The organism is Pseudomonas sp. Y3 TE3536 (assembly GCF_053629175.1).
The window spans coordinates 1,369,270-1,392,803 of record NZ_JBRJHU010000001.1; the positions used below are offsets into that span (position 1 = coordinate 1,369,270).

The window sequence follows — 23,534 nt, forward strand, 5'->3', positions numbered from 1 at the left end:
GCCATGCTCCGCGCGCTTCTGTTATCACTGGTAGTACTCGCCGCCCCCACCTGGGCGGCCGAACCCCGCGAACTCGATTGGCCTGCATTGATCCCGGAAGGCGCCCCTGTCATCCCGCCGCAACTGGCCCCGCTGCACGACCTGTCACAGCTGAGCGACGCTCTGGCCGCCGAATCGGCGCCCGCCGCCCGCCAGCAGGCGCCGGATGCCCCGGTGGTGAAAAGCCTGGATGGCCAGCAGATCAAGCTGCCGGGCTACATCGTGCCGCTGGAGGTCAGCGAAGAAGGCCGCACCACCGAATTCCTCTTGGTGCCCTACTACGGCGCTTGCATCCACGTGCCGCCACCACCCTCGAACCAGATCGTGCACATCTTCAGCGAGATGGGCGTGCGCGTCGAAGACCTGTATCAGCCCTACTGGATCGAGGGAAAGATGCAGGTGAGCGCCTCCAGCAGCGAACTGGCCGACGCCGGATACCAGATGGAAGCCGAGAAAATATACGCTTATGAGCTGAAGTGAGAACTGTTTCGAATTCGTTCCGACGCTTCTTTGAGCTGGGTCAAACTTTCGGTTTAGACGCATCCGTACCATTGGACTACTCAATTACTAATGTCCTCTGGGAGCTTCCATGAACAAGTCCTTGCTCGGCGCCTCGCTTGTGGCCCTTGCGCTCGCCGCCCCTGCCGCCCACGCCTACCAGGCAGGCGATATGATCCTGCGCGCCGGTGCCATCACTACCGCACCGAACGAAAGCAGCGGCGACCTCAAGTTCGACGGCAACAAGGTGTCGGGCACCAAGGCAACCCTGGACAGCGACACCCAGCTGGGCCTGACCTTTGCCTACATGCTCACCGACCACATCGGCCTCGAGCTGCTGGCGGCCACCCCGTTCAAGCACACCGTGGGCGTCAAGGGCCTGGGCGGCGGCCTGGACGGCAAGCTGGCCGACATCAAGCAACTGCCACCGACCCTGTCGCTGCAGTACTACCCGATGGAGCCGAACTCCCGCTTCCAGCCGTATGCCGGCGTGGGCATCAACTACACCCTGTTCTTCGATGAAGACCTGAGCAGCGCGCGTAAAGAACAAGGCTTCAGCAACCTGAAGCTGCAGGATTCGGTCGGCATCGCTGGCCAACTGGGCATGGACTACATGCTCACCGACAACCTGCTGGTCAACGCCTCGGTCTGGTACGTCGACATCGACACCAAGGCCAGCGTCAACGGCCCGACCGCGCTGGGCTACAGCAAGACCAAGGTCGACGTCGACGTCGACCCGTGGGTCTACATGGTCGGCCTTGGCTACAAGTTCTGATCCCTGGCAGGGAGGGCGGCCATTGCCGCGCTCCCTGTTCTCGCCCCCAGCCAGCAACCCAAGGCTGTCGCACTGATCCCTGCCCCCAGCACGCACACCGCCGCCCACCCCCATCGGGCATAGACCCAGGTCGCCAGCACCGCGCCCAATCCGCTACCCAGTGAATAGCAACACATGTAGGCGCCAATCAGGCGGCTCGCCTGTGCGCTGCGCCCGGCCAGCAACAGGCTCTGATTGGTGACATGCACGGCCTGCACCGCAAAATCGAGCAACACCACCCCCACTAGAAACGCCAGCAGCGAATGCTCGACGAACGCCGTCGGCAGCCACGACACCGTCAGTACTGCCAGGGCGAACCCGGTGGTGCGCTCGCCGCGGCCTTGATCGGCCAACCGGCCGGCCCGGGAAGCAGCAACCGCGCCTGCCACGCCGGCCAGGCCAATCAGGCCGATCTGGGTGTGGCTGAGCGCCAAGGGCGAAGCGCTCAGCGGCAGCACCATCGCGCTCCACAGCACGCTGAAGGCGGCAAAGATCAACAGGCCGTATAACCCGCGTCGGCGCAGGGCAGGGTCTTCCTTGAACAACGCCCAAAGCGAGCCCGTCAATGCCAGGTAACCGAGGCGCTGCGCCGCCGGCCGGGCACCCGGCATGCCGCGCCAGAGCAGGCAGGCCATCAGCATCAGCACCCCGGCTGCGGCAAAATAGACGACACGCCAGCCCGCCATGTCGGCGACGAAGCCAGACACCAGCCGCGCCAGCAGAATGCCCAGCACCACCCCGCTGGTGACCGTGCCCACCGCCTGCCCCTGCTGTGCGGGGGTGGCCAGGGTGGCGGCATGCGCCACCATCACCTGCACCATGACGGCCATCAACCCGACCAGCGCCAGCGCCATCAGCAGCACCGCCCAGTCCCAGGCCATGCCTACCGCCATCAAGGCCAGGGCCGAGACCCACAACTGGCCGACGATCAGGCGCTTGCGGTCGATCAGGTCGCCTAGCGGCACGATCAGTAGCAAGCCCAGCGCATAACCGGCCTGGGTGGCGCCGACCACCCAGCCTATGCGCTGCTGCCCTACCCCCAGGTCCCGTGCCATGGACTCGAGCAAGGGCTGGGCGATGTACACCGTGGCCACTGCAATGCCGCAGGTGAGGGCCAGTAACAGGGTCATCGCGCGGGTCAGGCGGGGTTGTATAGCATTCGGGGTGTGCATGGCGTATCCCTTCAATCTGGTTTCAAATTAAAACCACATATGGATTTCTAGCAAATGTGGTTTTAATCTGCAACCAGAACCCTTGAGAGAGCCGCACGATGCTCGACGAAAAGAACGGACAATGCCCGGTAGCCCGGGCCCTTGAAGTATTGGGTGATCGCTGGGCGCTGATGATCCTGCGCGACGCCTTCGATGGCTTGCGCCGCTTCAGTGAGTTTCAGAAGAACCTCGGGCTGGCCAAGAACATCCTGGCCTCAAGGCTCAAGTTACTGGTGGAGAGTGGGCTGTTGGCGTTGCAGCCGGCATCGGATGGCAGTGCCTACAAAGAGTATGTGCTGACCGAAAAAGGGCGTTCGGTGTTTCCGTTGGTGATCGCCTTGCGCCAGTGGGGGGAGCAGTTCTTGTTCGAGGCGGGAGAAACGCGATCGGCGTTGCTGGACCGCGCCACAGGGGAAACGGTCGAGACCCTGCAAGTGCGCGCTCGGGATGGGCGGGTGTTGGGGCCTGATGATTGCCAGCGCACGGTGGTGCGGCACGGTTGAGCCCGGCGCCACGTGGCTGACGAGCCAAGACTCCTGTAGGAGCAGCCTTGTGCTGCGAAGAGGCCGGTGGCAGCAGTGAAAATCTACTGTGTTGCCACCGGCCTCTTCGCAGCGCAAGGCTGCTCCTACAGGACGGCGTGCGTTGCCGAGCCTGCGGTCAGGCCTTGCCGAGCAAGCGGGACAAGCCTTCGACCAATGGCGTTGGCGCCGGGAAATCGAAGCGCGTCAGCAAGCGCTGGTTATCCGCCCGCGAATGGCGAATGTCGCCCGAGCGGGCTGGGCCATAGCTGATCGCTGGCAAGCTGCCGATTACCTTTTCCAGGGCCGTCAACAGCTGGTTGAGCGAAGTCGCCTGGTTCAGGCCGATGTTCACCGCGCCCTCCTCGACCTGCTGCTGCTCCAGCGCCTGGATCATCACCTGCACCAGGTCCCCTACATAAAGGAAATCCCGGGTCTGCTCACCATCCCCGAACACCGTGATCGGCAGCCCTTCGGTGGCACGCTCGCTGAAGATGCTGATCACGCCCGAATACGGCGAGGAAGGGTCCTGGCGCGGGCCGAAGATATTGAAGAAGCGGAACACCACCGGCTCCAGACCATGCTGGCGGCGGTAGAAATCCAGGTACTGCTCGCTGGCCAGCTTATCCACAGCGTAAGGGGTCAACGGCGCTTTCGGTGTTTCTTCAGCAATCGACTCGCCTTCGCCGTTGTTGCCATACACCGCAGCACTGGAGGCGAACAGCACCCGACGCACGCCGTGCAGGCGCATGGCTTCGCAGACATTCAGGGTGCCGATGAAATTGCTCTGGTGAGTCTTCACCGGATCCTCGACCGAAGCCTGCACCGACGCCACGGCCGCCAGGTGCACCACCGCAGCACAACCAGCGGCCGCACGGCTGACCAACCCGGCATCGGCGACATCGCCTTCGATCAGTTCCAGGCGTGGGTGGGTAATCTGCAGGTTGTCCCGCTTGCCAGTGGACAGGTCGTCGAGAATGCGTACGGCGTAACCTTTGGCCAACAGCGCATCGCACAGGTGAGAGCCGATGAAGCCGGCACCGCCGGTGATCAGGATGGGGGCATCAGCCATGGCGGTAGAAACGGTCCAGTAGGGGCGGCAGGCCGGCGCGCCAGGCGCGGGGCTTGATACCGAAGGTGTGAAGGATTTTCTTGCAGGCCAGCACGGCGTGCTGGGGCTCTTCGCTGGCGTCCGGCCGCGCGGCATGGGCCTGTGGCGTGGGCGCCTGCACCGCCAGCTGACGGTACTGGCCAGCCTCGGTCAAAATCGCCTGCCCCAGCGCCAGTGGCGTGGTCGCTTCGTTGCCGGCGTAATGGTAGGTGCCCCACAGCGGCGCGCTGCAATCGAGCTGCTTGAGCACCGACAGGATCACCCGGGCAGCGTCATCGACCGGCGTCGGGTTGCCGCGGCGGTCATCTGCCAGCAGCAATTCCTGGGGTTGTTCGGCGCGGGTCAGGAAACGGCCCAGTGCACCGTCGACGCTTTCGTCGAGCAGCCAGCCAAAGCGCAGCAGCACATGTTGCGGGCACGCCGCCCGCACGCTCTGCTCAATGCGCCACAGGGCCTGGCCACGCAGGCCGAGCGGCACCGGCTCGTCTTTCTCGCTGTAGGCCGTGGCCCGCGACCCGTCGAAAACCCGGTAGCTCGAAGGCTGCACCAAGGTGATCTGGTGGTGCTGGCACAACTCTGCCAGCCGCTCCACCGCCCGCTCTTGCTGAGCCAGGCGTTGTTCGCTGACCGACTCGGCCTGGAACCAGTCGAAGTAATAGGCCAGGTTGACCAAGGCATTGGGGCGGTGATCGTCGAGCAGCTGAGTGAGGCTGGCCGGGTCCCAGCCGTTCTCCGGCGGGCGCGGTGCCAGGAATGCAATGTCCTCTTCAGCCCCGAGACGAATCAGCGCTTGCCCGAGGGCATTGCCACCACCCAACAGCATTAGGCGCATACGCATAGAGTCAGCAGATCCGGAGAGGTTGATTGAGGGAAAGGGGTCATTTTGCGGTTTCCGGGCGGGGAAGTCCAACCCTAGGCTGGGATGAACTTGCACAGCCCATTCCTACCACTGCATGAGAAATGCCCTACACAGCGCATGAGCCTGGTCCTGCATCACAAATGAAAAAAGCCTGGCTCAATAACCCACAGCCCAACAAACATACCGACTATCCCTACATACAAGGAAAAAAACAATGACAGGAAGTTATTACCAACCTTTACCTGAAATCCTGCATTTGCGCTTTCAGAAAAAGCAGGCGCGATTGCTGAGCAAGTTATCACTGAAGCTGTCAGCACTGGGAGGCCCGGACGCTAAGGGTGTGGCAGCAGTATCCAAAGACTACGCAAAGCGCTTGGAACATACGCTGCACACGGGCCAGCGAAATTTAATCAGCGCTTTCGCAGGCGGGAAAATCTGTGCGATCGAGTTTTCCTGCATGCAATCTCCACTACCTGATCCAATACCTGACTCACTTCCAGCGATGAGCAAAATGCTTAAAGACCCCATCGTTCTGTACCTCGCTTCACGCAACCAGATTCTTCTCGGCCTTGTTGGCTTCCGCTCATTCGCTTTCGACATTGACAATGGCGGGATGCAAGTGCGGCTAGTGGGTAATTTCAAAGGAGGGGGCCAAATTGCCCTAGTAGATGAAGATGAAAGTCAGGATGCAGAGTTGAGTTCTCATGCAGGTGTTGGCTTAGGTTTACATACTGAGCCGCCCTACTACTGCTCGGTCTTATCTCAAGCCGCCCACTCCCCTGCTCCGAGCGCATTGATTCTGACCGCCAGATGGAATCCAAAGGACGAGCCGACACGCCTCACGCCCGTTCGAAATATCGTCGAAAAACTCAACAGCCTAGACGCTCTGGCCCTCACATCAGAATCATTTTGCTTTACACGTAGCGACTGTTTTGAAAAAGATGAAAACTATTCCGCTGCTGCCAATTCTATTCTGCAATTCGATCAGCAGAGTGATTTCACCTTGCGTTATAGCAGTTATCGTTATTCCCTGCATCATGAGGCCTGTGAGCCTGCGCAGCGTGCCTATCGATCATTCAAGCGACTTGTTGAGAGCGCCACGCCCCATTTTTTCTCATTACATTCTGACTCGGCGCTGCTGATCAACAACAGCCAGACGCTCCACGCACGTGAAATTATCCAAGATAACCGGCGCCTATTGGTACGCTTGTTTGCATACTCGCCCGAGGCTCAGCCTTTGATTCTTCAAGAAGACCCTCTTGTCGTTCGCGGCTAAAAAGGAGGCACCGAGTGGAAGTTGAAGTTTCTACACTGATAATTCTCGCGGTTGTCGCATTGCTCGCTGGTTTTTTTGATGCCATTGCAGGGGGCGGGGGAATGCTAACGCTGCCCGCGCTGTTCATCGCAGGCATTGACCCACTGGCTGCAATGGCCACCAACAAACTGCAAGCGTCGTCGGCAAGCGTTTCTGCAGTGTGGGCATTTGCACGCAAGCGCATGATTGATTGGCGAGCTGGCTTGCCAATGGCCATTCTGTCATTTGCAGGCGGTGCGGCGGGCGCATTATCGATCAGCCTGCTCGACAGAGCATTTCTGCAAGCATGCGTACCTGTCTTGTTGATCGCAGTCGCTGGCTACTTCGCACTCAGCCCCAAGCTCAACGAGCAAGAACGCAAACGTAGAGTATCGACAGCCTGCTTCGCGGCAACGATTGTGCCGCTGATCGGTTTCTATGATGGGATCTTTGGCCCAGGCACCGGCTCATTCTTCATGGTTGCGTTCACTGTATTGCTCGGGCAGAACATCTTGCAGGCGGTATGCAACAGCAAGTTGCTCAACGCATCCTGCAACCTGGGAGCACTATCGGTGTTCGTGCTGAGTGACTCGATCATCTGGCACTTGGCACTGACAATGGCAGCATGCGCCATCATCGGTGCACAAGCAGGCGCGCGCTGCGCGCTGCACTTCGGGCCACGCCTGATCAAACCCTTGCTGATTACAGTGTGCTGCCTGATGGCAACCAAGCTCCTGCTCAGCGATAACAACCCAATCGGAGAATGGGTCAGGCAATGCTGGATACAGCTCATCAGTCCAGGGCAGGTGTATTAAATGCTGCTTTAAGTAGCGAGCGAGAGGTTACTCGATCTCGAACAAGCCATTACTCAACGGCCCCACACTCAACCGCTCGCGCACGTCGTCATCGATACGCGGGTCATCCGGCCGGTACAGCTTGACCTGGCGATAGGCATTGATGCGGTTGATCTCTTCGCCCAGGTACTCCCACACCACACGGGTGCAGGCCGGGTTGCGGCGGTCGCCGCTGGAAACGCCGGTCTTCAGGCCGTTCAGGCGGGTGATGCGGCTCTTGAAGCTGGGGATGAGGATGGTCTGGCTCATCTCGTTAAGGGTCAGCGACTCGTAGTCGATCAGGAACATCCGGTCCTGTAACTGGAACGCCGCGCCCAAGTAGCGGCAACGCACCTCGGCATGCAGGTCGGTGGCACTGCTGCGCTCCTGACGCTCTTGGCGCTCGAACAGGAAGCGGCCGCGCTCTTCACGCAGGTGCACCAGCGATAGCAGGATCGACCCCGGTACCGACATGCAGTTGGAGTACTCGAAGTAATAGCCGCAGTAGCGCGACAGGTTGCCCGCGTGCTCGTGCAAGGGGCGGAACAACTCGCTGATCGGGTCGCTTGGCTGTTCAGCCACCGCCGACACACGGGCGCCGATCAGCCGAGCGAACTGCTCGGGCGGCTGGTTCAGCTCGTAATCCTCGACACCGAAGAAATCGCCGATGCGTTTGAGGTTGAAAGCCGTCGGACGGCTCTGGCCGCTGAGGTACTTGTTGAACTGCGCGCGGTTGATCGACAGCTGTCGGCAAACTTCCGAGATAGAGCGGTAGTGGCTGCAGGCCAGTTTGAGGTTGGTAGCGAAATGATCGCTCATGTTCAGAATCCAGGTGACGCGAATGGCGCAAGTGTAGCATCAAGTCGCATCAAGTCAGAGCAACCCGCGAAATTGTAACCACTCTTGTCATAGCCAAACATGCGCCCCAACGATAGCGGTGCGCCTGCCGTCCGCTGGTCATTCCACACGAAGAATAAGAATCGAGGTCATTTTAATGCTCGAAGTACTCAACGATTTCCTTTCAGGGAAACTCCTCATCGTGTTGATCGTCGGTCTCGGCGGTTACTTCACCATCCGCTCGCGGTTCGTCCAGTTCCGCCATTTTGCCCACATGTTCGGTGTGTTCAAGGAATCGCTGCGTGGCCAGGCAGGCCAGCTGAGCTCCTTCCAGGCCCTGATGCTGAGCCTCGCCGGCCGCGTTGGCGCCGGTAACATCGCCGGTGTTGGCATTGCCGTGACCCTCGGCGGCCCAGGCGCGGTCTTCTGGATGTGGGTCACCGCGCTGGTGGGCATGTCCAGCAGCTTCTTCGAATGCACGCTGGCCCAGGTCTACAAACGCGCAGACGGTGACGGCCTGTACCGTGGTGGCCCGGCCTACTACATCCAGCACGGCCTGAAGCGCAAGAACATGGCCATCGTGTTCTCGATCCTGCTGCTGGTCACCTACGGCTTCGCCTTCATTGGCCTGCAGTCGTACACCGTGACCCACTCGCTGCAGAACGCCTTTGCCTTCGACCCTAAGCACACGGGTATCGTCCTGGCCGTGCTGCTGGCCATCACCTTCCTCGGTGGCATCAAGCGCATCGCCGCCGTGTCTGACCTGTTGGTACCGGTCAAGACGCTGGCCTACATCGGCGTGACGCTGTACGTGATCGGCACCCAGATCGAGCACGTGCCAGCCATGCTGGAAACCATCTTCAAGAGCGCCTTCGGCCTCGACCCCGCGTTCGGCGGCCTGCTGGGCAGTGCCATCGTCATGGGCGTGAAGCGTGGCGTATTCGCCAACGAAGCGGGCCTGGGCAGTGCGCCCAACGTCGCTGCCGTGGCGGCCGTGAAGCACCCGGGCGCGCAAGGCGTGGTCCAGGCGTTCAGCGTATTCCTCGACACCTTCGTGATCTGTACCTGCACCGCGCTGCTGATCCTGCTGTCGGGCTTCTACACCCCAGGCTTCGAAGGTGACGGCATCGTCCTGACCCAAAACTCGCTGGCCGCCGTGGTCGGTGACTGGGGGCGCCTGTTCGTCAGCGTCGCGCTGTCGCTGTTCGTCTTCACCTGCATCCTCTACAACTACTACTTGGGCGAAAACAGCCTGCAGTTCCTGACCCGCAACCGTGCCGTGCTGATGCTGTTCCGCGGCCTGGTGCTGGCGCTGGTGGTGTGGGGTTCGATGCAGGACCTGTCGACCGTGTTCGCCTTCGCCGACATCACCATGACCTGCCTGGCCTTCGTCAACCTGATCGCCCTGGCCCTGCTGTTCAAGGTCGGCCTGCGGGTGATGCGCGACTACGATGATCAGCGCAAGGCTGGCATCAAGCAGCCAGTGTTCGATTCGGCCAAGTTTGCCGACCTGGACCTGGACCGCAATGCCTGGCCTGCCAATACGCAGGCCGAAACAGCCGCTGACAAAGCCGTGGGCCAAGCCCAGCTTCAGCGCTGATATCCTGCCCTGCCCAGCCGCCCCACCTGCGGGCGGCTTTTCTTTCTCCGCTTACCGCCTCGGATGATCTCCATGCGCGCAGTAAAGAATCTTCTCGTCCTCTACACCGGCGGCACCATCGGCATGCTCGAAACCCCAGAAGGCCTGGCGCCAGCGGGTGGTTTCGAGGCGCGGATGCGCGAGCATTTCGCCCAGATGGCCGATGCACCCCAACTGCACTGGACACTGCAGGAAATGAACCCGCTGCTCGACAGCGCCAACATGCAGCAGCACAACTGGCTGGCCATGCGCGATGCCATCGTCGAGGCGGTGGACGTTGCCGGCCATGATGCGGTGCTGGTCCTGCATGGCACCGACACCCTGGCTCACAGCGCCGCGGCGTTGTCGTTCCTGCTGCTTGGCTTGCCGGTGCCGGTGCTGTTGACCGGCTCGATGTTGCCGGCCGGTGCACCGGGCAGCGATGCCTGGGACAACCTGTGCGGCGCGCTGCGCCAGTTCGAGCAAGGCCTGGAAGACGGCGTGCAGCTGTACTTCCACGGGCAGTTGCTGCACGGCTGCCGGGCCTCGAAACTGCGCAGCGAGGCCTTCGATGCCTTTGCCGCGCTGCCGCGCCATCGCGACGGTGAGCGTGCCACCACCCTGCCCGCCGAGCTTGGCTACCAGCACCCGCGCCAGCCGGTCAACCTGGCGGTGATGCCGGTGTTCCCTGGCTTGCAGGCCGGGCATCTGCGGGCAGTGCTCGACAGCGGCGTGCAAGGTTTGCTGCTGGAGTGCTACGGCAGCGGCACAGGGCCCTCGGATGACCAGGCATTGCTGGACGTACTGCAAGCGGCGCGTCAGCGGGGTGTTGTGCTGGTTGCGATCAGCCAATGCCCGGAAGGGTCGGTGGTGTTCGATACCTATGCGGCGGGTAACCGCCTGCGTGGCGCTGGCCTGGTCAGTGGCGGCGGCATGACCCGTGAGGCAGCGTTGGGCAAACTGTTTGCGCTGCTGGGGGCTGGGTTGGGTGCAGAAGCTGCAGAGCAGTGGTTTGCGCTGGATCTGTGTGGAGAGCGGGCTTAAGCGTCGCGCTTTCGGGCCTCTTCGCGGGTAAACCCGCTCCCACAGGTACTGCACACGTCTCAAGAACTGTAAAGCCCCTGTGGGAGCGGGTTTACCCGCGAAGAGGCCCTAAAGGGAGACGTTAATGGCGGAAGGCAGCGGGAGTCGAACCTGCCCGGGAACGGCTGCCGTCCCCAACCGGGTTTGAAGCCCGGCCGCGCCACCGGGCGCGATTGCCTTCCTTGAACTCAGTGCCTGGCCTGCTGTTGGGCCAGGGCGCTGTCGGCGCGGATGTAACGCTGGTCGGCCACCCGGCGGGTCAGACCGATGCGGTCGAAATACTCAAGAACCTGCACACTGCGCTTGCGACCAATGCCCAACATATCGCGAAACGCAGCCACCTGCACTACCGGCGCTTCACTCACCTGGCCAAGCAGCAGCGCAGCCATGCGCTGTACCGTCGCTGCCGGGTAGAACAGGTCCCGCACCACCTGGTGCACCAGGCCCAGCCTGGCCAGCTTGCGCATCAGCAAGCGCACATCCGTTTCGGCGCAGCCCAATTCACTGGCCAGCGTCCGCACCCACGGCGGGTCGTACTGCCCTTCCAGCAAGCGGGGTTCCAACCGCGCCCATAGCGCGTTATCGGCCTCACTCAATTGCACCTTGTGATCGGGCAGGTGCAACCACGGGCCGCTGCTGGCAACCTGCCCCTCATCAAGCAATTCATCCAGCAGGCTGACAAACGCCGGACGCTCCAGCGGCAAGGCAGCAAAGCGCCGTAAACGGTCGCGGTCCGGGCCGAGCTGGTCGGGCTCCTGCTGATGAAACAGTGCCAGTTGCTCCAGCACCTGCTGCTTCAACACCCCCCACGTCGCACGGGCAAATAGCAGCGGCCCCTGGCGCGTGGCAATCACCAGAACATTCGCGGGCAACTGCCAGCTCGCACGCAGGCGGTTGAACTGCCGCTCCAGCCGCTGTGGGTCGAGCCCTGCGGGCGCGGCATCCAGCAAGGCGGGTAACGCTTGCTCCAGGCCCTCGGCATCACGCAGCACCTGCAACTGGCGCAGCCGCGCCTCGCTGCGACGCTGCCGACTGGGCGCAAACGGGTCAAGCACCCACCCGCCCCCCAGCGTGCGCTGGGCGCGCTGGTCGCGCAGCACCAGCCGGTCGCCATGCACGGCCTGCAGCGGCGCGTTGAGTAGCAACTGGGCAAACATGCGCTGGCCGGCCAGCAGTACCTCACCTTCGAGCAGCGCCACGCGGGCGGTCACATCCTGAGTGCCGAGGTGGACGTGCACAGCGCTGAAGTGCTCGAACGGGCGGGTTTCTCCCGCCAGCAACGTCAGCTCGATATCGATCCGAACGCTGGGTGCGTGCAGCCATTCGGGCACCAGCCAGTCACCCCGGTGCACCTGTTCGACGGCCAACCGTTCGGCAGCGATGTTCAGCGCCACCCGCTGGCCCGCTTCGGCCATCAGCGCGGCCTGGCTCTGGGCATGCAGGCCGCGCACCCGCACGGGTTTGCCAGCCTTGCCCAACAACAGGGTGTCACCCGCACTGACCTGGCCGGCCAATGCCGTGCCGGTGACCACCACGCCGGCGCCAGACACCGCGAAGGCGCGGTCGATGGCCAGGCGAAAACCGCCGCGCACACTGCGCTGCCGCACCCGCCCTTGCGCCTGCAGCAGTGCTTGGCGCAATGCCTCCACACCCTCGCCTGTGATGCTCGACAGTGCAAACTGCGAGGCCCCCACATACGGCCCCGGCGCCAGCAGCGCGGCGATCTGCGCGTGCACTACGGCCAGGCGCGCCGGCGCTACCCGGTCGCATTTGCTGACCGCCACTAACGCCTGAGGAATGCCCAGCAACTCGATGATCGCCAGGTGCTCGCGGGTTTGCGGCATGACGCCGTCGTCCGCAGCCACCACCAGCAACACCAGGTCGATGCCGTGCGCCCCTGCCAGCATGTTGTGGATAAAGCGCTCATGGCCCGGCACATCGATGAAACCGGTCAGTGGCGCACCTTCGGCCAGTGCGGCATAGCGATAGCCGAGGTCGATGGTCATGCCGCGCTCGCGTTCTTCCTGACGGTGGTCGCCAGCCTGCCCGGTCAAGGCCTGCAGCAGCGCCGTCTTGCCGTGGTCGATATGGCCAGCGGTACCGACGATCACTGCACCGGCCCCAGTTGCAGGGCAGGCAGCTGCGCCAGCCACTGGGCTTCATCGTCCAACTGGCGCAGGTCGAGCCACAGCGCATCGTCGTCGATACGCCCCAGCACCGGCACCGGTAACTCGCGCAAGGCGCGCTCCAGCACATGCAGGCTGCGCCCGCGCAGCTTCTTCGACACCTGCGGGCGCAGGCACAACGCGGCGCTGGGCAGGCGCGCCACCGGCTGGCTGCCGCTGCCAATCATGCCCAGTGCCGGTTCCACACTGACCGCCCATTGCCCATCGAGGCGGGCTTTGAGTTCGGGCGCCAGGCGCTCGGCCTGGGCCTGGATCTCGGCCTGGCTGCGGGTCAGCAGGCGCAGGCTGGGCAGGCGCTCGGCCAGCCGGTCCGGGTTGCGGTACAGCGCCAGCACCGCTTCAAGGGCGGCGAGGGTGATCTTGTCGACGCGCAGCGCACGTTTGAGGGGGTTCTTCTTGATCTTGGCGATCAGGTCCTTGCGCCCGACGATGATCCCGGCTTGTGGCCCGCCAAGCAGCTTGTCGCCGCTGAAGGTGACGATATCGGCGCCATCTGCCAGTGCCTGGCGCACGGTCGGTTCGGCGGGCAGGCCCCAGCGGGTAAGGTCAAGCAAACTGCCGCTGCCCAGGTCTTCGAGCAGCGGCAGTTCATGGTGATGGGCAATGCGCGCCAGCTCGGCGGTAGGCACCTGGGTCGTGAAGCCCTGGATGCTGTAGTTGCTGCAGTGCACGCGCATCAGCAGGCCGGTGCGCGGGCCGATGGCGGCCTCGTAGTCGCGCGCATGGGTGCGGTTGGTGGTCCCGATCTCGTGCAGCCGTACGCCTGCACGGGCCATGATGTCGGGGATACGAAAGGCCCCGCCGATCTCGATCAGCTCGCCTCGGGAGATAATGCCCTCCTTGCGCGCCCCCAGGCTGTTCAGCGCCAGCAGCACGGCTGCGGCATTGTTGTTGACCACGGTGACGGCTTCGGCACCGGTCAATTCGCGGATCAGGCCTTCGATCAGGTCGTCACGGTCGCCGCGCTTGCCGGTGGCCAGGTCGAACTCCAGGTTGAGCGGGTAACGGGCGGCGGTCTGCATGGCGTCGATGGCCTCTTCCGGCAACAGGGCGCGGCCGAGGTTAGTGTGCAATACGGTGCCGGTGAGGTTGAACACTCGGCGGACCTGGCTGCGTTGCTGGGTAGCCAGGCGCTCGCCAGTGCGGCCGAGCAGTACCTCTGCGGCCAACTCGGCAGCGCTGAGTTGGCCCAGATGGGCGGGCTCGCGCAGGTCATCGAGCAGTTGGCGCAGGGTGGCGAGTACAGCGTCGCGGCCGTGGCGGTCGATCAGCGGGAGGCAGGCCTGGTGACGCAGGAGGGTGTCGATGGAAGGCAGGCGTGGGGTGTCGTTGGCGAGGCTTGAAGACATCAGGTACTACCTTCAGCTGATCCGTTGTCTGTTCTGGCCCTTTCGCGGGGCAAGCCCGCTCCCACAGAGAACTTGCTGGTTCCGAATACAGCGAAGTACCTGTGGGAGCGGGCTTGCCCCGCGAAGGGCGCGACTCGATCTTGCAGTGTAGACATTCACCCGCCACCCGGCGCCAGCAGCAGGTTTGGCGCCAGGCGATGAAACCCTTCCTCATCCAGCCGGATATCCAGCGCCAGGCTGGCCAGGTCATCGGCCAGCGGCTCGGCAGCGGCATCGTTCTCCAGATAATGCTGCTTCAGGTAGGTGTTGCACCCCGGACAACACTCAGCCTGCAACGGCGCCTTGCCCGGCGCATGGCGATCATCCTCGAGGCTGGTATAGCGCAGGTCCTTGCTCGACTCGCAGTACACGCACTTGACCCGCACCACATGCCACTCGCAGGCACACAACGAGCAGGCCAGGTAACGCAGGCCGTTATGCTTGCCACGGTTACGCACCACACCGGCCAACGCCGGCGACCCGCAGGCCGGGCACTGGGCCAGGCTGCCCGCCGGCTTGAGTTCGCAGGCCGGCAGCGCCAGCAGCCAATAGGACCAGGCGGCTTGCAGCGCCGCGCCCAGAAACGGCACAAACGCGGCCGGCACGGCATCGAACTGCCCTGCTAGCAACGCGATACCCCAACCCTTGCGCTGGCCGTCGTCACTGTTGCGCAGTGCCTGCAGCGCTTCGGCCAACGGCCCTTTGGCCGCTTCACCGAACTGATCGAGCAACGCCTGCAGCCAGACCAGCCACGGCCCTTCGCGCACCAGGCTGTCGGCTGCCAGCGGCGGCAGCCCATGACTTATGCACAGGCGCTGGCGGTCTTCGGCCACAGGCAAAGCACCAGGCGGGTTATCCACAAGCCACTGCTGGATGTGGCACAGCCGCGCGATCAGCCACAGGTAATCGCCAAGGGCATTACCCTCAGCGAGTAGCTCCAGCCGCTCGGCACGCAGGGCGAACAAGCCCTTGGGTGGCAGGTGCAAAAAGGGAGGCGCCACCGCCGAGGCCTCGATCTGCCCGGGTACGAGTATCGTACTCATGTACTCATCCTTCTTTACGTCCGTGATCACCCGGGGGCTTGTCGCCGGTCACCTCGCGGTACCACAGCTCATGATGTTTGCGGGCCCAGGCGCGGCTGACCCAGCCATGCAGCATGGCGCCAATGGAGCCCTTGATCCAGATACCGGCGTAGATGTGCACAATGATGCTAAGGATGAGCACAAAACCCGCCAGCGCATGCAGCAAGGTAGCCAGGCGAATGGAGCCGATATCGAAGAAATGGCTGAAGTACGCGCGCCAGATGACCACACCGCTCAGCAACAGCACCAGCATGCACAGCAGCAGCGTCCAGAACAGCAGCTTCTGCCCGGCGTTGTACTTGCCAATGGGCGGCACGCCGTCTTCACGGTTGACCATCACCCGGTCGATGCGGCGCAGCCACAGGCGGTCGTTGGCGGTGATGAAGTTGGCGCGCCAGAAACGCACCACCAGGCCGAGGAAGAACACGAACATGGCAACGCCCATGAACGGGTGCAGGATGCGTGTCCACGGCCCACCGCCGAACAGGTGGCTTAGCCAGAACAGGGCCGGATGGAACAGCGCCAGCCCAGACAGCCCGGCCATGAAAAACAGAATGGCGACAATCCAGTGGTTGGTCCGCTCGTTGGCGTTGTAACGCAGGATAGGCTTGTTGTGGTTCATGGCCGTTGCTCCCCTTGCCCACCGGGCTGCTTCGGATCGTACACATGCACCGCAGGGTCCACCTGGTGCACGCTGTCATCAGGCGGCGTGGGGTGCTCGTCCTCTTCGACCCGCTGCGGGCCAACCCGCACATAGTGGAAGAACCCTGCCAGCACCGCCGCGCCCATGGCCAGCAGCGCCAGCGGCTTGGTGAAGCCCTTCCACAAACCTACCAGCGGGCTGATCACCGGCTGGTCCGGCAGGCCGGCGTACAGCCGAGGGGTGTCGGCATGGTGCAGCACGTACATCACGTGGGTGCCGCCGACTCCGTCCGGGTCGTACAGCCCGGCGTTGTCGTAGCCACGTGACTTGAGGTCGACGATGCGCTCGGCGGCATGCACCTTCATCTCGTCCTTGCTGCCGAAAACGATCGCCCCGGTCGGGCAGGTTTTCACGCAGGCCGGCTCCAGCCCCACGCTCACCCGGTCGGAACACAGCGTGCACTTGTACGCCTTGTGGTCCTTCTGCGAAATGCGCGGGATGTTGAACGGGCAGCCGGTGATGCAGTAGCCGCAACCGATGCAGTGGTCCTGGTTGAAATCGACGATACCGTTGGCGTGCTTGATGATTGCCCCCGGGCTCGGGCAGGCCTTCAGGCAACCGGGGTCGGCGCAGTGCATGCAGCCATCCTTGCGGATCAGCCATTCCAGGTTGCCGTCGTCGCGCTCGTGCTCGGTGAAGCGCATCAGGGTCCAGGTCTCGGCCGTGAGGTCCTGGGGGTTGTCGTAGGTGCCGTGGTTGTGGCCAACCTCGTCACGCAGCTCGTTCCACTCCGAACAGGCTACTTGGCAGGCCTTGCAGCCGATGCATTTGGTGGTGTCGATCAGCTTGGCGACTTCCTCCTGCTGACGTACCGAAGGCGGCACGGTGGTGGTGGCCGAGCGGGCGATGATGTCTTGGCTGGCCATCAGAGTTTCTCCACTTTGACGAGGAACGACTTGGACTCCGGCGTCTGGGTGTTGCCATCACCCAGGAACGGCACCAGGGTGTTGGTCAGGTAGCCGTGCCGGGTCGCCCCGGTGAAGCCCCAGTGCAACGGGATGCCGATCTGGTGCACGGTCTGGTTGTTGACCTGCAGCGGGCGAATCCGCTTGGTCACCACCGCCACCGCGTCGATATGCCCGCGCTTGCTCGACACCCGCACCCGGTCACCTGCCTTGATGCCCTTCTCGTTCGCCAGCACCTCGCCGATCTCGACGAACTGCTCGGGCTGGGCGATCGCGTTGAGCCGGCAATGCTTGCTCCAGAAGTGGAAATGCTCGGTCAGCCGGTAGGTGGTCGCCGCGTAAGGGAATTCATCATGGGTGCCGAGGCTGTCCCACACCGAATCGAAGATGCGCCCGGCCGGGTTGCTGGTGGCCTTCTTGTTCTGCGGGTGCAGTGGGTTGATGCCGATCGGCGTTTCGAACGGCTCGTAGTGCTCGGGGAACGGGCCTTCGGCCATCTTGTCGATGGCAAAGAACCGCGCCACGCCCTCGGGGTTCATGATGAACGGGTTCATCCCGGCTTCCGGTGGCGAGTCGACCTTGAAGTCGGGCACATCGGTACCGGTCCAGGCTTTGCCGTTCCACCACACCAGGCGTTTTTTCTCTGGGTCCCATGGCTTGCCTTGCGGGTCGCTGGAGGCACGGTTGTAGAGGATGCGGCGGTTGGCCGGCCAGGCCCAGGCCCAGTTCTGCACCTGGTGCATGCCGTACGGGTCGCTGTTGTCGCGGCGTGCCATCTGGTTGCCTTGCTCGGTCCAGCAGCCGGCGAAAATCCAGCAACCCGAAGCGGTACTGCCGTCGTCCTTGAGCTGGCCGAAGCCCGACAACTGTTGCCCACCCTTGAGCACCGCGCCGGTCGGGTCGGTGACGTCGGTTACCGCCCAGCCGTTCATTTCCTTGGCCAGCTCCTCCGGGGACGGCTCTTCAGGGACCTTGTACGGCCAGCTGATGTTCATCAGCGCATCGGGGTAAGCGCCGCCCTCAGCCTGGTAGCGTTGGCGCAGGCGCAAGAACAGCTCGCTCATGATGTGCACGTCGGTACGGGTCTGGCCCGGGCCGTCGGCACCTTTCCAGTGCCATTGCAGCCAGCGGCTGCTGTTGACCAGCGAGCCGTCCTCCTCGGCAAAACAAGTGGTCGGCAGGCGGATCACTTCGGTCTGGATATTGGCCGTGTCGACGTCGTTGAACGGCCCGGCATTGCGCCAGAACTCCGAGGTTTCGGTGGCCAGCGGGTCCATGATCACCAGCCACTTGAGCTTGCCTAGCGCGGCGGTGACACGGTTCTTGTCTGGCAGCGCGGCAATCGGGTTGAAGCCTTGGCAGATGTAGCCGTTGACCTTGCCCTGGCCCATCATCTCGAACATGCGCAGCACGTCGTAGGCCGGCACATCGAGCTTGGGTAGCCAGTCGTAGCCCCAGTTGTTTTCCGCCGTGGCATTGGCGCCATACCAGGCCTTCATCAGGCTGACATGGAACTTGCCGTAATTCTGCCAGTAGGACAGCTGCCCAGGGCGCAGCGGCTTGGAGGCACGCTTGTCGATGAACGCGGCGTAGTCTTGCTCGGCATCACCGGCCAGGGTCAGGTAACCCGGCAGCGAGTTGGACAGCAGGCCGAGGTCGGTCAGGCCTTGGATATTGGAGTGCCCACGCAAGGCGTTGACCCCACCACCCGGCATGCCGACGTTACCTAGCAACAGCTGCACCATCGCCGCACTGCGGATGATCTGCGCGCCGATCGAGTGCTGGGTCCAGCCCAGTGCGTAGAGAATCGTCATGGTCTTGCCCGGTACCGAGCAGGTGGCGATCTCTTCCCAGATTTTCATCATGGCGTCCTGCGGCATGCCACAGGTCATGCTGGCCAGCTCCGGGGTGTAGCGGCTGTAGTGCTGTTTCATCAGCTGGAACACGCAACGCGGGTGCTGCAAGGTCGGGTCGACATTGGCAAAGCCGTCCTCACCCAGCTCGTAGCCCCAACCGGACTTGTCGGCGTACACGCGCTTGGCCGCGTCGTAGCCGCTGAACAGCCCGTCCTCAAAGCCATAGCCTTCTTTGACGATGAACGACACGTCGGTGTAGTTGCGCACGTACTCGTGCTGGATCTTGTCGGTGCTCAGCAGGTAATTGATCAGCCCGCCCATGAAGGCGATGTCGCTGCCGGTGCGGATGGGCGCGTAGTAGTCCGCCACCGAGGCGGTACGGGTAAACCGCGGGTCGACCACAATCAGCCGCGCCTTGTTGTGCGCCTTGGCTTCGGTCACCCACTTGAAGCCGCACGGATGCGCTTCTGCTGCGTTGCCCCCCATCACCAGGACCAGATTCGCGTTGGCGATATCGGACCAATGGTTGGTCATGGCACCACGGCCGTACGTCGGGGCAAGACTTGCCACCGTCGGGCCATGTCAGACACGTGCTTGGTTATCGAACCCCAGCATGCCTGTTGCACGAACAACCTTGTGGGTCAGGTAGCCGGCCTCGCTGGAGGCGGCGGAGGCGGCGAGAAAACCGGTGGTAAGCCAGCGGTTGACGGTTTGCCCCTGAGCGTTCTTCTCGATGAAGTTGGCATCGCGGTCCTGCTTCATCAGGTCGGCGACGCGGTCGAGCGCCTCGTCCCACTCCACCCGCACCCACTCCTTGCTGCCCGGCTTGCGCACCTCGGGGTACTGCAGGCGGCTTGGGCTGTGGATAAAGTCCAGAAGGCCCGCGCCTTTCGGGCACAGGGTGCCGCGGTTGACCGGGTGGTCGGCGTCGCCTTCGATATGGATGATGTTCTGTTTGACGTTCTTGCCCGCATCACCCTGGCTGTACATGATCAGGCCGCAGCCGACCGAGCAGTAGGGGCAGGTGTTGCGGGTCTCTTTGGTGTGCGCCAGCTTGAAGTGACGCACCTGCTCGGCGAAGGCCGGCGTCGGGGCCATGCCCAACGCCGCCAGGCTCGAGCCTCCAAGGCCGACAGCGGCGACCTTGAAGAACTGCCGACGGTTGAGGTCCATCGTGCACTCCTGATCAGGTGGTGGACGCGCGGAACATGGCCGGCGCCTCTTGGTAGTCACGGTGGCGGGTTTTTGATGGCCGCCGATAGGTAAGACTAGTCAAGAATCGGGAAGGTGCTATGACAGGGGTCAGGGGGGGATCGGTGTGGAGGCTGACAGGTGCTCGCCATAACATCTCCAGCGGCTGTGAGATCGAGCGCCGCCCGCGCGGCGCTTCGCGGGGCAAGCCCGCTCCCACATCTGTTTCGGGCCAATTATTCCTGAGGCATTGGCGCGCGGCCCCTTGGCGCCCGCCTCGATATCGCGTCGGACAAACAAGGCGGTCGCGCGCAAATGCCACAGGCCTCATTGGCCCGAAACAGATGTAGGAGCAGCCTTGTGCTGCGAAGCGCCGCGCGGGCGGCGCTCGATCTCATAAGCGCCGAAAATGTTACGGCGAACACCCTGCGCGCGCCCCTCTATCAAGCAGCGCCCAACGACGGCCTGGGCAGATTACGCACCACATTCAGCGCCGCACTGCTCTGCGCCACCGGCATGATTTCGAGGGTGTTGATATTCACATGCGCGGGCTGCTCGGCGATCCACGCCACCGTAGCCGCGATATCCTCCGGCAGGATGGCTTCCACGTCGCGGTACAGCGCCTCCACCGCGTCCAGGTCGCCCTTCAGGCGCACCACCGAAAAGTCGGTGCCCGAGCACAGGCCCGGCTCGATATTGCTCACCCGCACGCGGGTACCGGCCAGGTCGGCACGCAAGTTGAGGCTGAACTGGCGCACGAATGCCTTGCTGGCGCCATACACGTTGCCGCCTGGATAGGGATAGGTGCCGGCAATCGAGCCGATGTTGATGATCATCCCGCTGTCTGCTTCCACCATCTGCGGCAGGATCTTGTGGGTGACCATGGCCAGCCCGGTGATGTTTGTATCGATCATCCGCTGCCAGTTCTCGGCGCTGCTGGCCTGGGCGCGATCGACCCCAAGCGCCAGCCCGGCGTTGTTGACCAACAGATCGATTTGCAGCGAGGCATCACGAATCTGCTCGACAGCCGTTTCAAGCGACGCAGGGTCGGTGACATCCAGCGCCAAGGGGATGAAGTTGACCCCCAGCTCACCCTCCAGCGCCTGCAGTTTGTCCATGCGCCGGGCGCCACCGATCACGCGGTAGCCCTTGGCAATCAACGTACGGCAGATGGCTCGGCCAAACCCCGAGGAGGCGCCGGTTACGAATGCGGTTTTCATCAGTTATCTCCGAGTAGGTAGGTCAAACCAGGTACTTCACGCCCAGGCTGGTGAACAGGCACAGCATCGAGAACACCAACACTTTGCGCACCACGTCGTTGCCTTTGCGCAAGGCCAGGGCACTGCCCATGTGGTTGCCGAGAATGTTGCAGGCCACCAGTGGCAGGGCCAGCAGGTACACAACCTTGCCGGCCATGATGAACGCCACCAGCGCGCCGATGTTGGAGGCGAAGTTGAAGGTCTTGGAGTTGGCCGAGCTGGAGACCAGGTCCATGCGCAGCAGGTAATGGAAAGCGATGATGAACATGCTGCCGGTGCCTGGGCCGAAGAAGCCGTCATAGAAGCCGATGGTCAGGCAGGTCAACGGCACCACGGTGTAGAGCGTGCGCGGGGACAGTTCGCGCTCCTCGACCGGGCGGTCTTTGGGGGTGAGGAAGATCAGGATGCCGAACGGGATCAAAGCCAGGATGATCTTGCCCACGGTCTCCTGGGAGATCGACACGATCAGGTGCGCCCCCAGATAAGCACCGAGCAACGAGAACGGCACCCCGACCAGCGCCACCTTCCAAACCATCTTGCTGTTGGCCAGAAAGTTGCGGATGGCGGCCAGCGTGCCGAGTGTGCTCACCAGTTTTTCTTGCCCGAGAGCCACCTGAGGCGGCATGCCCACTAACAGAAACCCAGGGACCAGGAACAACCCGCCGCCACCGGCAATGCTGTCGACGAAGCCTGCAATGAACGCGATCGCCCCCAGCATCAGGATCGCCAGCAGCCAGTGTTCCGCCCAGAAAGCGCCTAACAGTTCCATATCGTTACTTCCATCGAGTCATTGAGAAAGATCAGGAGCGCACTTCGTAGAGGTGGTCCGCACGGGCGAAATGCACTCGGTTCAGGTCGTTGACCGCGAACAGGCGCAACAGCCAGCGGTCGGCACCGTCGTTCTGCGGCTCGAAGCCATCACGGGCATGCAACACACGCTGATTCTTGAAAATCATGAAGTCGCCCGGCAGCAGCAGGTGTGGCTCGTCGAAGCGGCGGGTCTCCAGCACACCGCGCAAGCTGGCCAGGGCTTGCTCGGCACGCAGGTTCAGGCCGTGGGTGTTCTCGCTGTCGAAACGGCACAACCACTCGCCGGCATTGCCATGCGCCAGCACGGGCAACTCGGCGGTGCATCGCCGATTGGCGGTAAACGAGTCGGGGCGGCGGATTTCGAACTGTGGCAGGCAAAGCTCACGCACGGTGGCCGACGGCAGCGCCGCCACTACCGCATCGAGGTTGACCAGCGTTGTGCTGATGCGCGGGTCGCAGCGCATGCCAAAGAACGACAGGTATTCCGGGCAGCAGGAGGCCGTGCCGAGTGGTTCGGATGACAGCGGCAGGTCGGGGTTGTCGACGTGGTAGGAAAAACGCAGCCGCGAACCGTGGGAGCTCTTGTGGCTGGATGAAGTGCGTGCCGGAATGACATGGCGGAACAGCCGGCCGTCGTTCTCCCCCTCATAAACGATCGGGTTGATGCCCATCAGGCTCTGCATGGTCAGGCTGACCAAGCAGGCAATCGGCGTGCTGCGCGGGCTGAGCACACCCGAGTACGGCGTAGGAGGTACGTCACGGTCGCGTGGGCAATTGCGCACGATCATGCTGGTCAGTTGCGGGTCTTCAACGAAACCACGAATCTGCTGGCACAGTGCGTTGCCCAGCACCTCCTGCGCCTGATCCTTGAGCTGAGGGTAGAGCTCTTTGCTGGTTTCAAAATCGAGGGGGGTATTGTTCAGCAAGATTTGCCAGGCACTTGAGGTTACCCAAGGCAGGCGGATCTCCAGTGAAGTCTGAGGCTCGGCTCCTTGTTGCAGGTGTGCGCTTTCCATTTCGAGTGATATTCCATTGAGCTAGCTTGAGGCCATTCGGTGTCGTGCTAAGCCGGGCAGAGGCGGCAGACGTTGTCTTTTTTTGAAGCCGTTCACAGCTGTGCGATGAGATAAGTGGAGCCAGGGCGGCACCCCGCAAATTGCATCGACTCAATCATTGTAATTACAAAAATAGAATCGACTCAATTTATTTCAGCATAGCGCGAGCACATCGATTGCATCGATTCAATCAACTTATTGATTTCAAAAGATTTCTGGAAAAAACACTGTAATCCCTGAAGCAGCTCGCCGAGCGCTGCCGAAGCTGAAGGACCTTCAGTCGCTCATCTGGCCGGCAAAAGCCAGCTCAATCGATGTAATTTGCCTACAAGAAAACACAATTACTCCTATCAGACCTTTCGTGCTAGGCTTCCGCGTTCT

20 protein-coding genes and 1 tRNA gene are annotated in these 23,534 nt (G+C 62.7%); 7 read left to right on the forward strand and 14 right to left on the reverse strand.

Going from position 1 to position 23,534, the window contains the following annotated elements; genetic code table 11:
• The first annotated feature begins 3 nt into the window (after positions 1 to 3).
• Both AB7M33_RS06210 and AB7M33_RS06215 read left to right on the forward strand, forming a co-directional pair.
• Positions 4 to 519 (forward strand): DUF3299 domain-containing protein, encoded by a 516-nt coding sequence (locus AB7M33_RS06210; RefSeq protein ID WP_099452760.1) that lies wholly within the window; start codon positions 4 to 6, stop codon positions 517 to 519.
• 109 nt (positions 520 to 628) lie between these two features.
• Complete coding sequence (locus tag AB7M33_RS06215; protein WP_010951793.1) at positions 629 to 1,312, forward strand: OmpW/AlkL family protein; 684 nt, start codon at positions 629 to 631, stop codon at positions 1,310 to 1,312.
• Here AB7M33_RS06215 and AB7M33_RS06220 read toward each other — a convergent pair.
• Positions 1,300 to 2,505, reverse strand: a complete 1,206-nt coding sequence (locus AB7M33_RS06220) for an MFS transporter (RefSeq protein ID WP_454244203.1) — start codon at positions 2,503 to 2,505, stop codon at positions 1,300 to 1,302. The two genes, AB7M33_RS06215 and AB7M33_RS06220, sit on opposite strands and share 13 nt — an antisense overlap.
• A gap of 116 nt (positions 2,506 to 2,621) precedes the next feature.
• On the opposite strand from AB7M33_RS06220, the gene AB7M33_RS06225 reads away from it, so the two are divergent.
• Positions 2,622 to 3,065: a winged helix-turn-helix transcriptional regulator gene (locus AB7M33_RS06225; protein WP_454242588.1), complete on the forward strand. Its 444-nt coding sequence runs from the start codon at positions 2,622 to 2,624 to the stop codon at positions 3,063 to 3,065.
• A 157-nt stretch (positions 3,066 to 3,222) separates the two neighbouring features.
• On the opposite strand, the gene AB7M33_RS06230 is transcribed toward AB7M33_RS06225, so the two are convergent.
• Together AB7M33_RS06230 and AB7M33_RS06235 are read right to left on the reverse strand one after the other, a co-directional pair.
• On the reverse strand, positions 3,223 to 4,155 hold the full coding sequence (locus AB7M33_RS06230) for an NAD-dependent epimerase/dehydratase family protein (RefSeq protein WP_454242589.1): 933 nt from the start codon (positions 4,153 to 4,155) through the stop codon (positions 3,223 to 3,225).
• Positions 4,148 to 5,032: a sugar nucleotide-binding protein gene (locus AB7M33_RS06235; protein WP_033694227.1), complete on the reverse strand. Its 885-nt coding sequence runs from the start codon at positions 5,030 to 5,032 to the stop codon at positions 4,148 to 4,150. Before AB7M33_RS06235 ends, AB7M33_RS06230 begins: the two co-directional genes overlap by 8 nt.
• Positions 5,033 to 5,267: 235 nt before the next feature.
• Here AB7M33_RS06235 and AB7M33_RS06240 point away from each other — a divergent pair, with 235 nt between their 5' ends.
• Both AB7M33_RS06240 and AB7M33_RS06245 read left to right on the forward strand, forming a co-directional pair.
• Entirely contained in the window at positions 5,268 to 6,329 is a 1,062-nt protein-coding gene (locus AB7M33_RS06240) for a hypothetical protein (RefSeq protein ID WP_454242590.1), read from the forward strand.
• Positions 6,330 to 6,343: 14 nt separating this feature from the next.
• Positions 6,344 to 7,162, forward strand: coding sequence for a TSUP family transporter (locus tag AB7M33_RS06245; RefSeq protein ID WP_099428206.1), 819 nt, complete (start codon positions 6,344 to 6,346; stop codon positions 7,160 to 7,162).
• 27 nt (positions 7,163 to 7,189) lie between these two features.
• Here the strand turns inward: AB7M33_RS06245 and AB7M33_RS06250 are convergent, their stop codons facing one another.
• Complete coding sequence (locus AB7M33_RS06250) at positions 7,190 to 7,999, reverse strand: helix-turn-helix domain-containing protein (protein ID WP_027594892.1); 810 nt, start codon at positions 7,997 to 7,999, stop codon at positions 7,190 to 7,192.
• Positions 8,000 to 8,174: 175 nt separating this feature from the next.
• Between AB7M33_RS06250 and AB7M33_RS06255 the strand changes: the two genes are divergently transcribed.
• Both AB7M33_RS06255 and AB7M33_RS06260 read left to right on the forward strand, forming a co-directional pair.
• A complete protein-coding gene (locus AB7M33_RS06255; RefSeq protein ID WP_186682811.1) occupies positions 8,175 to 9,617 on the forward strand; it encodes an alanine/glycine:cation symporter family protein in 1,443 nt (480 codons plus the stop codon).
• A 72-nt stretch (positions 9,618 to 9,689) separates the two neighbouring features.
• Positions 9,690 to 10,679, forward strand: a complete 990-nt coding sequence (locus AB7M33_RS06260; RefSeq protein WP_099428205.1) for an asparaginase — start codon at positions 9,690 to 9,692, stop codon at positions 10,677 to 10,679.
• 125 nt (positions 10,680 to 10,804) lie between these two features.
• Here AB7M33_RS06260 and AB7M33_RS06265 read toward each other — a convergent pair.
• From AB7M33_RS06265 to AB7M33_RS06310, 10 genes are all read right to left on the reverse strand, one after another.
• A tRNA-Sec gene (locus AB7M33_RS06265) sits at positions 10,805 to 10,900 on the reverse strand.
• Between the two features lie 6 nt (positions 10,901 to 10,906).
• Positions 10,907 to 12,829 (reverse strand): selenocysteine-specific translation elongation factor, encoded by a 1,923-nt coding sequence (selB, locus tag AB7M33_RS06270; protein WP_454242591.1) that lies wholly within the window; start codon positions 12,827 to 12,829, stop codon positions 10,907 to 10,909.
• On the reverse strand, positions 12,826 to 14,253 hold the full coding sequence (gene selA, locus AB7M33_RS06275; RefSeq protein ID WP_454242592.1) for an L-seryl-tRNA(Sec) selenium transferase: 1,428 nt from the start codon (positions 14,251 to 14,253) through the stop codon (positions 12,826 to 12,828). Before selA ends, selB begins: the two co-directional genes overlap by 4 nt.
• A gap of 155 nt (positions 14,254 to 14,408) precedes the next feature.
• On the reverse strand, positions 14,409 to 15,335 hold the full coding sequence (fdhE, locus tag AB7M33_RS06280; protein WP_454242593.1) for a formate dehydrogenase accessory protein FdhE: 927 nt from the start codon (positions 15,333 to 15,335) through the stop codon (positions 14,409 to 14,411).
• A gap of 4 nt (positions 15,336 to 15,339) precedes the next feature.
• Positions 15,340 to 15,996: a formate dehydrogenase subunit gamma gene (locus AB7M33_RS06285; protein ID WP_099428202.1), complete on the reverse strand. Its 657-nt coding sequence runs from the start codon at positions 15,994 to 15,996 to the stop codon at positions 15,340 to 15,342.
• The gene (gene fdxH / locus AB7M33_RS06290; RefSeq protein ID WP_027594885.1) at positions 15,993 to 16,943 is read right to left on the reverse strand and encodes a formate dehydrogenase subunit beta; all 951 of its coding nucleotides are present in this window, start codon (positions 16,941 to 16,943) and stop codon (positions 15,993 to 15,995) included. The genes AB7M33_RS06285 and fdxH overlap by 4 nt, the downstream gene beginning before the upstream one ends.
• On the reverse strand, positions 16,943 to 20,011 hold the full coding sequence (gene fdnG / locus AB7M33_RS06295) for a formate dehydrogenase-N subunit alpha (RefSeq protein ID WP_155951438.1): 3,069 nt from the start codon (positions 20,009 to 20,011) through the stop codon (positions 16,943 to 16,945). Before fdnG ends, fdxH begins: the two co-directional genes overlap by 1 nt.
• A 461-nt stretch (positions 20,012 to 20,472) precedes the next feature.
• Positions 20,473 to 21,249: an SDR family NAD(P)-dependent oxidoreductase gene (locus AB7M33_RS06300; protein WP_454242594.1), complete on the reverse strand. Its 777-nt coding sequence runs from the start codon at positions 21,247 to 21,249 to the stop codon at positions 20,473 to 20,475.
• A 22-nt stretch (positions 21,250 to 21,271) separates the two neighbouring features.
• A complete protein-coding gene (locus tag AB7M33_RS06305) occupies positions 21,272 to 22,057 on the reverse strand; it encodes a sulfite exporter TauE/SafE family protein (RefSeq protein WP_027594881.1) in 786 nt (261 codons plus the stop codon).
• Positions 22,058 to 22,088: 31 nt separating this feature from the next.
• Complete coding sequence (locus tag AB7M33_RS06310; RefSeq protein WP_027594880.1) at positions 22,089 to 23,114, reverse strand: TauD/TfdA family dioxygenase; 1,026 nt, start codon at positions 23,112 to 23,114, stop codon at positions 22,089 to 22,091.
• Positions 23,115 to 23,534: the final 420 nt, after the last annotated feature.

Excerpts from the sequence above, each read along its gene's own strand:
- AB7M33_RS06210 (WP_099452760.1), top strand. The coding sequence starts at position 4 with ATGCTCCGCGCGCTTCTGTTATCACTGGTAGTACTCGCCGCCCCCACC.
- AB7M33_RS06215 (WP_010951793.1), top strand. The coding sequence starts at position 629 with ATGAACAAGTCCTTGCTCGGCGCCTCGCTTGTGGCCCTTGCGCTCGCC.
- AB7M33_RS06225 (WP_454242588.1), top strand. The coding sequence starts at position 2,622 with ATGCTCGACGAAAAGAACGGACAATGCCCGGTAGCCCGGGCCCTTGAA.
- AB7M33_RS06230 (WP_454242589.1), bottom strand. The coding sequence starts at position 4,155 with ATGGCTGATGCCCCCATCCTGATCACCGGCGGTGCCGGCTTCATCGGC.
- AB7M33_RS06235 (WP_033694227.1), bottom strand. The coding sequence starts at position 5,032 with ATGCGTATGCGCCTAATGCTGTTGGGTGGTGGCAATGCCCTCGGGCAA.
- AB7M33_RS06240 (WP_454242590.1), top strand. The coding sequence starts at position 5,268 with ATGACAGGAAGTTATTACCAACCTTTACCTGAAATCCTGCATTTGCGC.
- AB7M33_RS06250 (WP_027594892.1), bottom strand. The coding sequence starts at position 7,999 with ATGAGCGATCATTTCGCTACCAACCTCAAACTGGCCTGCAGCCACTAC.
- AB7M33_RS06255 (WP_186682811.1), top strand. The coding sequence starts at position 8,175 with ATGCTCGAAGTACTCAACGATTTCCTTTCAGGGAAACTCCTCATCGTG.
- AB7M33_RS06260 (WP_099428205.1), top strand. The coding sequence starts at position 9,690 with ATGCGCGCAGTAAAGAATCTTCTCGTCCTCTACACCGGCGGCACCATC.
- selA (WP_454242592.1), bottom strand. The coding sequence starts at position 14,253 with ATGTCTTCAAGCCTCGCCAACGACACCCCACGCCTGCCTTCCATCGAC.
- fdhE (WP_454242593.1), bottom strand. The coding sequence starts at position 15,335 with ATGAGTACGATACTCGTACCCGGGCAGATCGAGGCCTCGGCGGTGGCG.
- AB7M33_RS06285 (WP_099428202.1), bottom strand. The coding sequence starts at position 15,996 with ATGAACCACAACAAGCCTATCCTGCGTTACAACGCCAACGAGCGGACC.
- fdxH (WP_027594885.1), bottom strand. The coding sequence starts at position 16,943 with ATGGCCAGCCAAGACATCATCGCCCGCTCGGCCACCACCACCGTGCCG.
- AB7M33_RS06300 (WP_454242594.1), bottom strand. The coding sequence starts at position 21,249 with ATGAAAACCGCATTCGTAACCGGCGCCTCCTCGGGGTTTGGCCGAGCC.
- AB7M33_RS06305 (WP_027594881.1), bottom strand. The coding sequence starts at position 22,057 with ATGGAACTGTTAGGCGCTTTCTGGGCGGAACACTGGCTGCTGGCGATC.
- AB7M33_RS06310 (WP_027594880.1), bottom strand. The coding sequence starts at position 23,114 with ATGGAAAGCGCACACCTGCAACAAGGAGCCGAGCCTCAGACTTCACTG.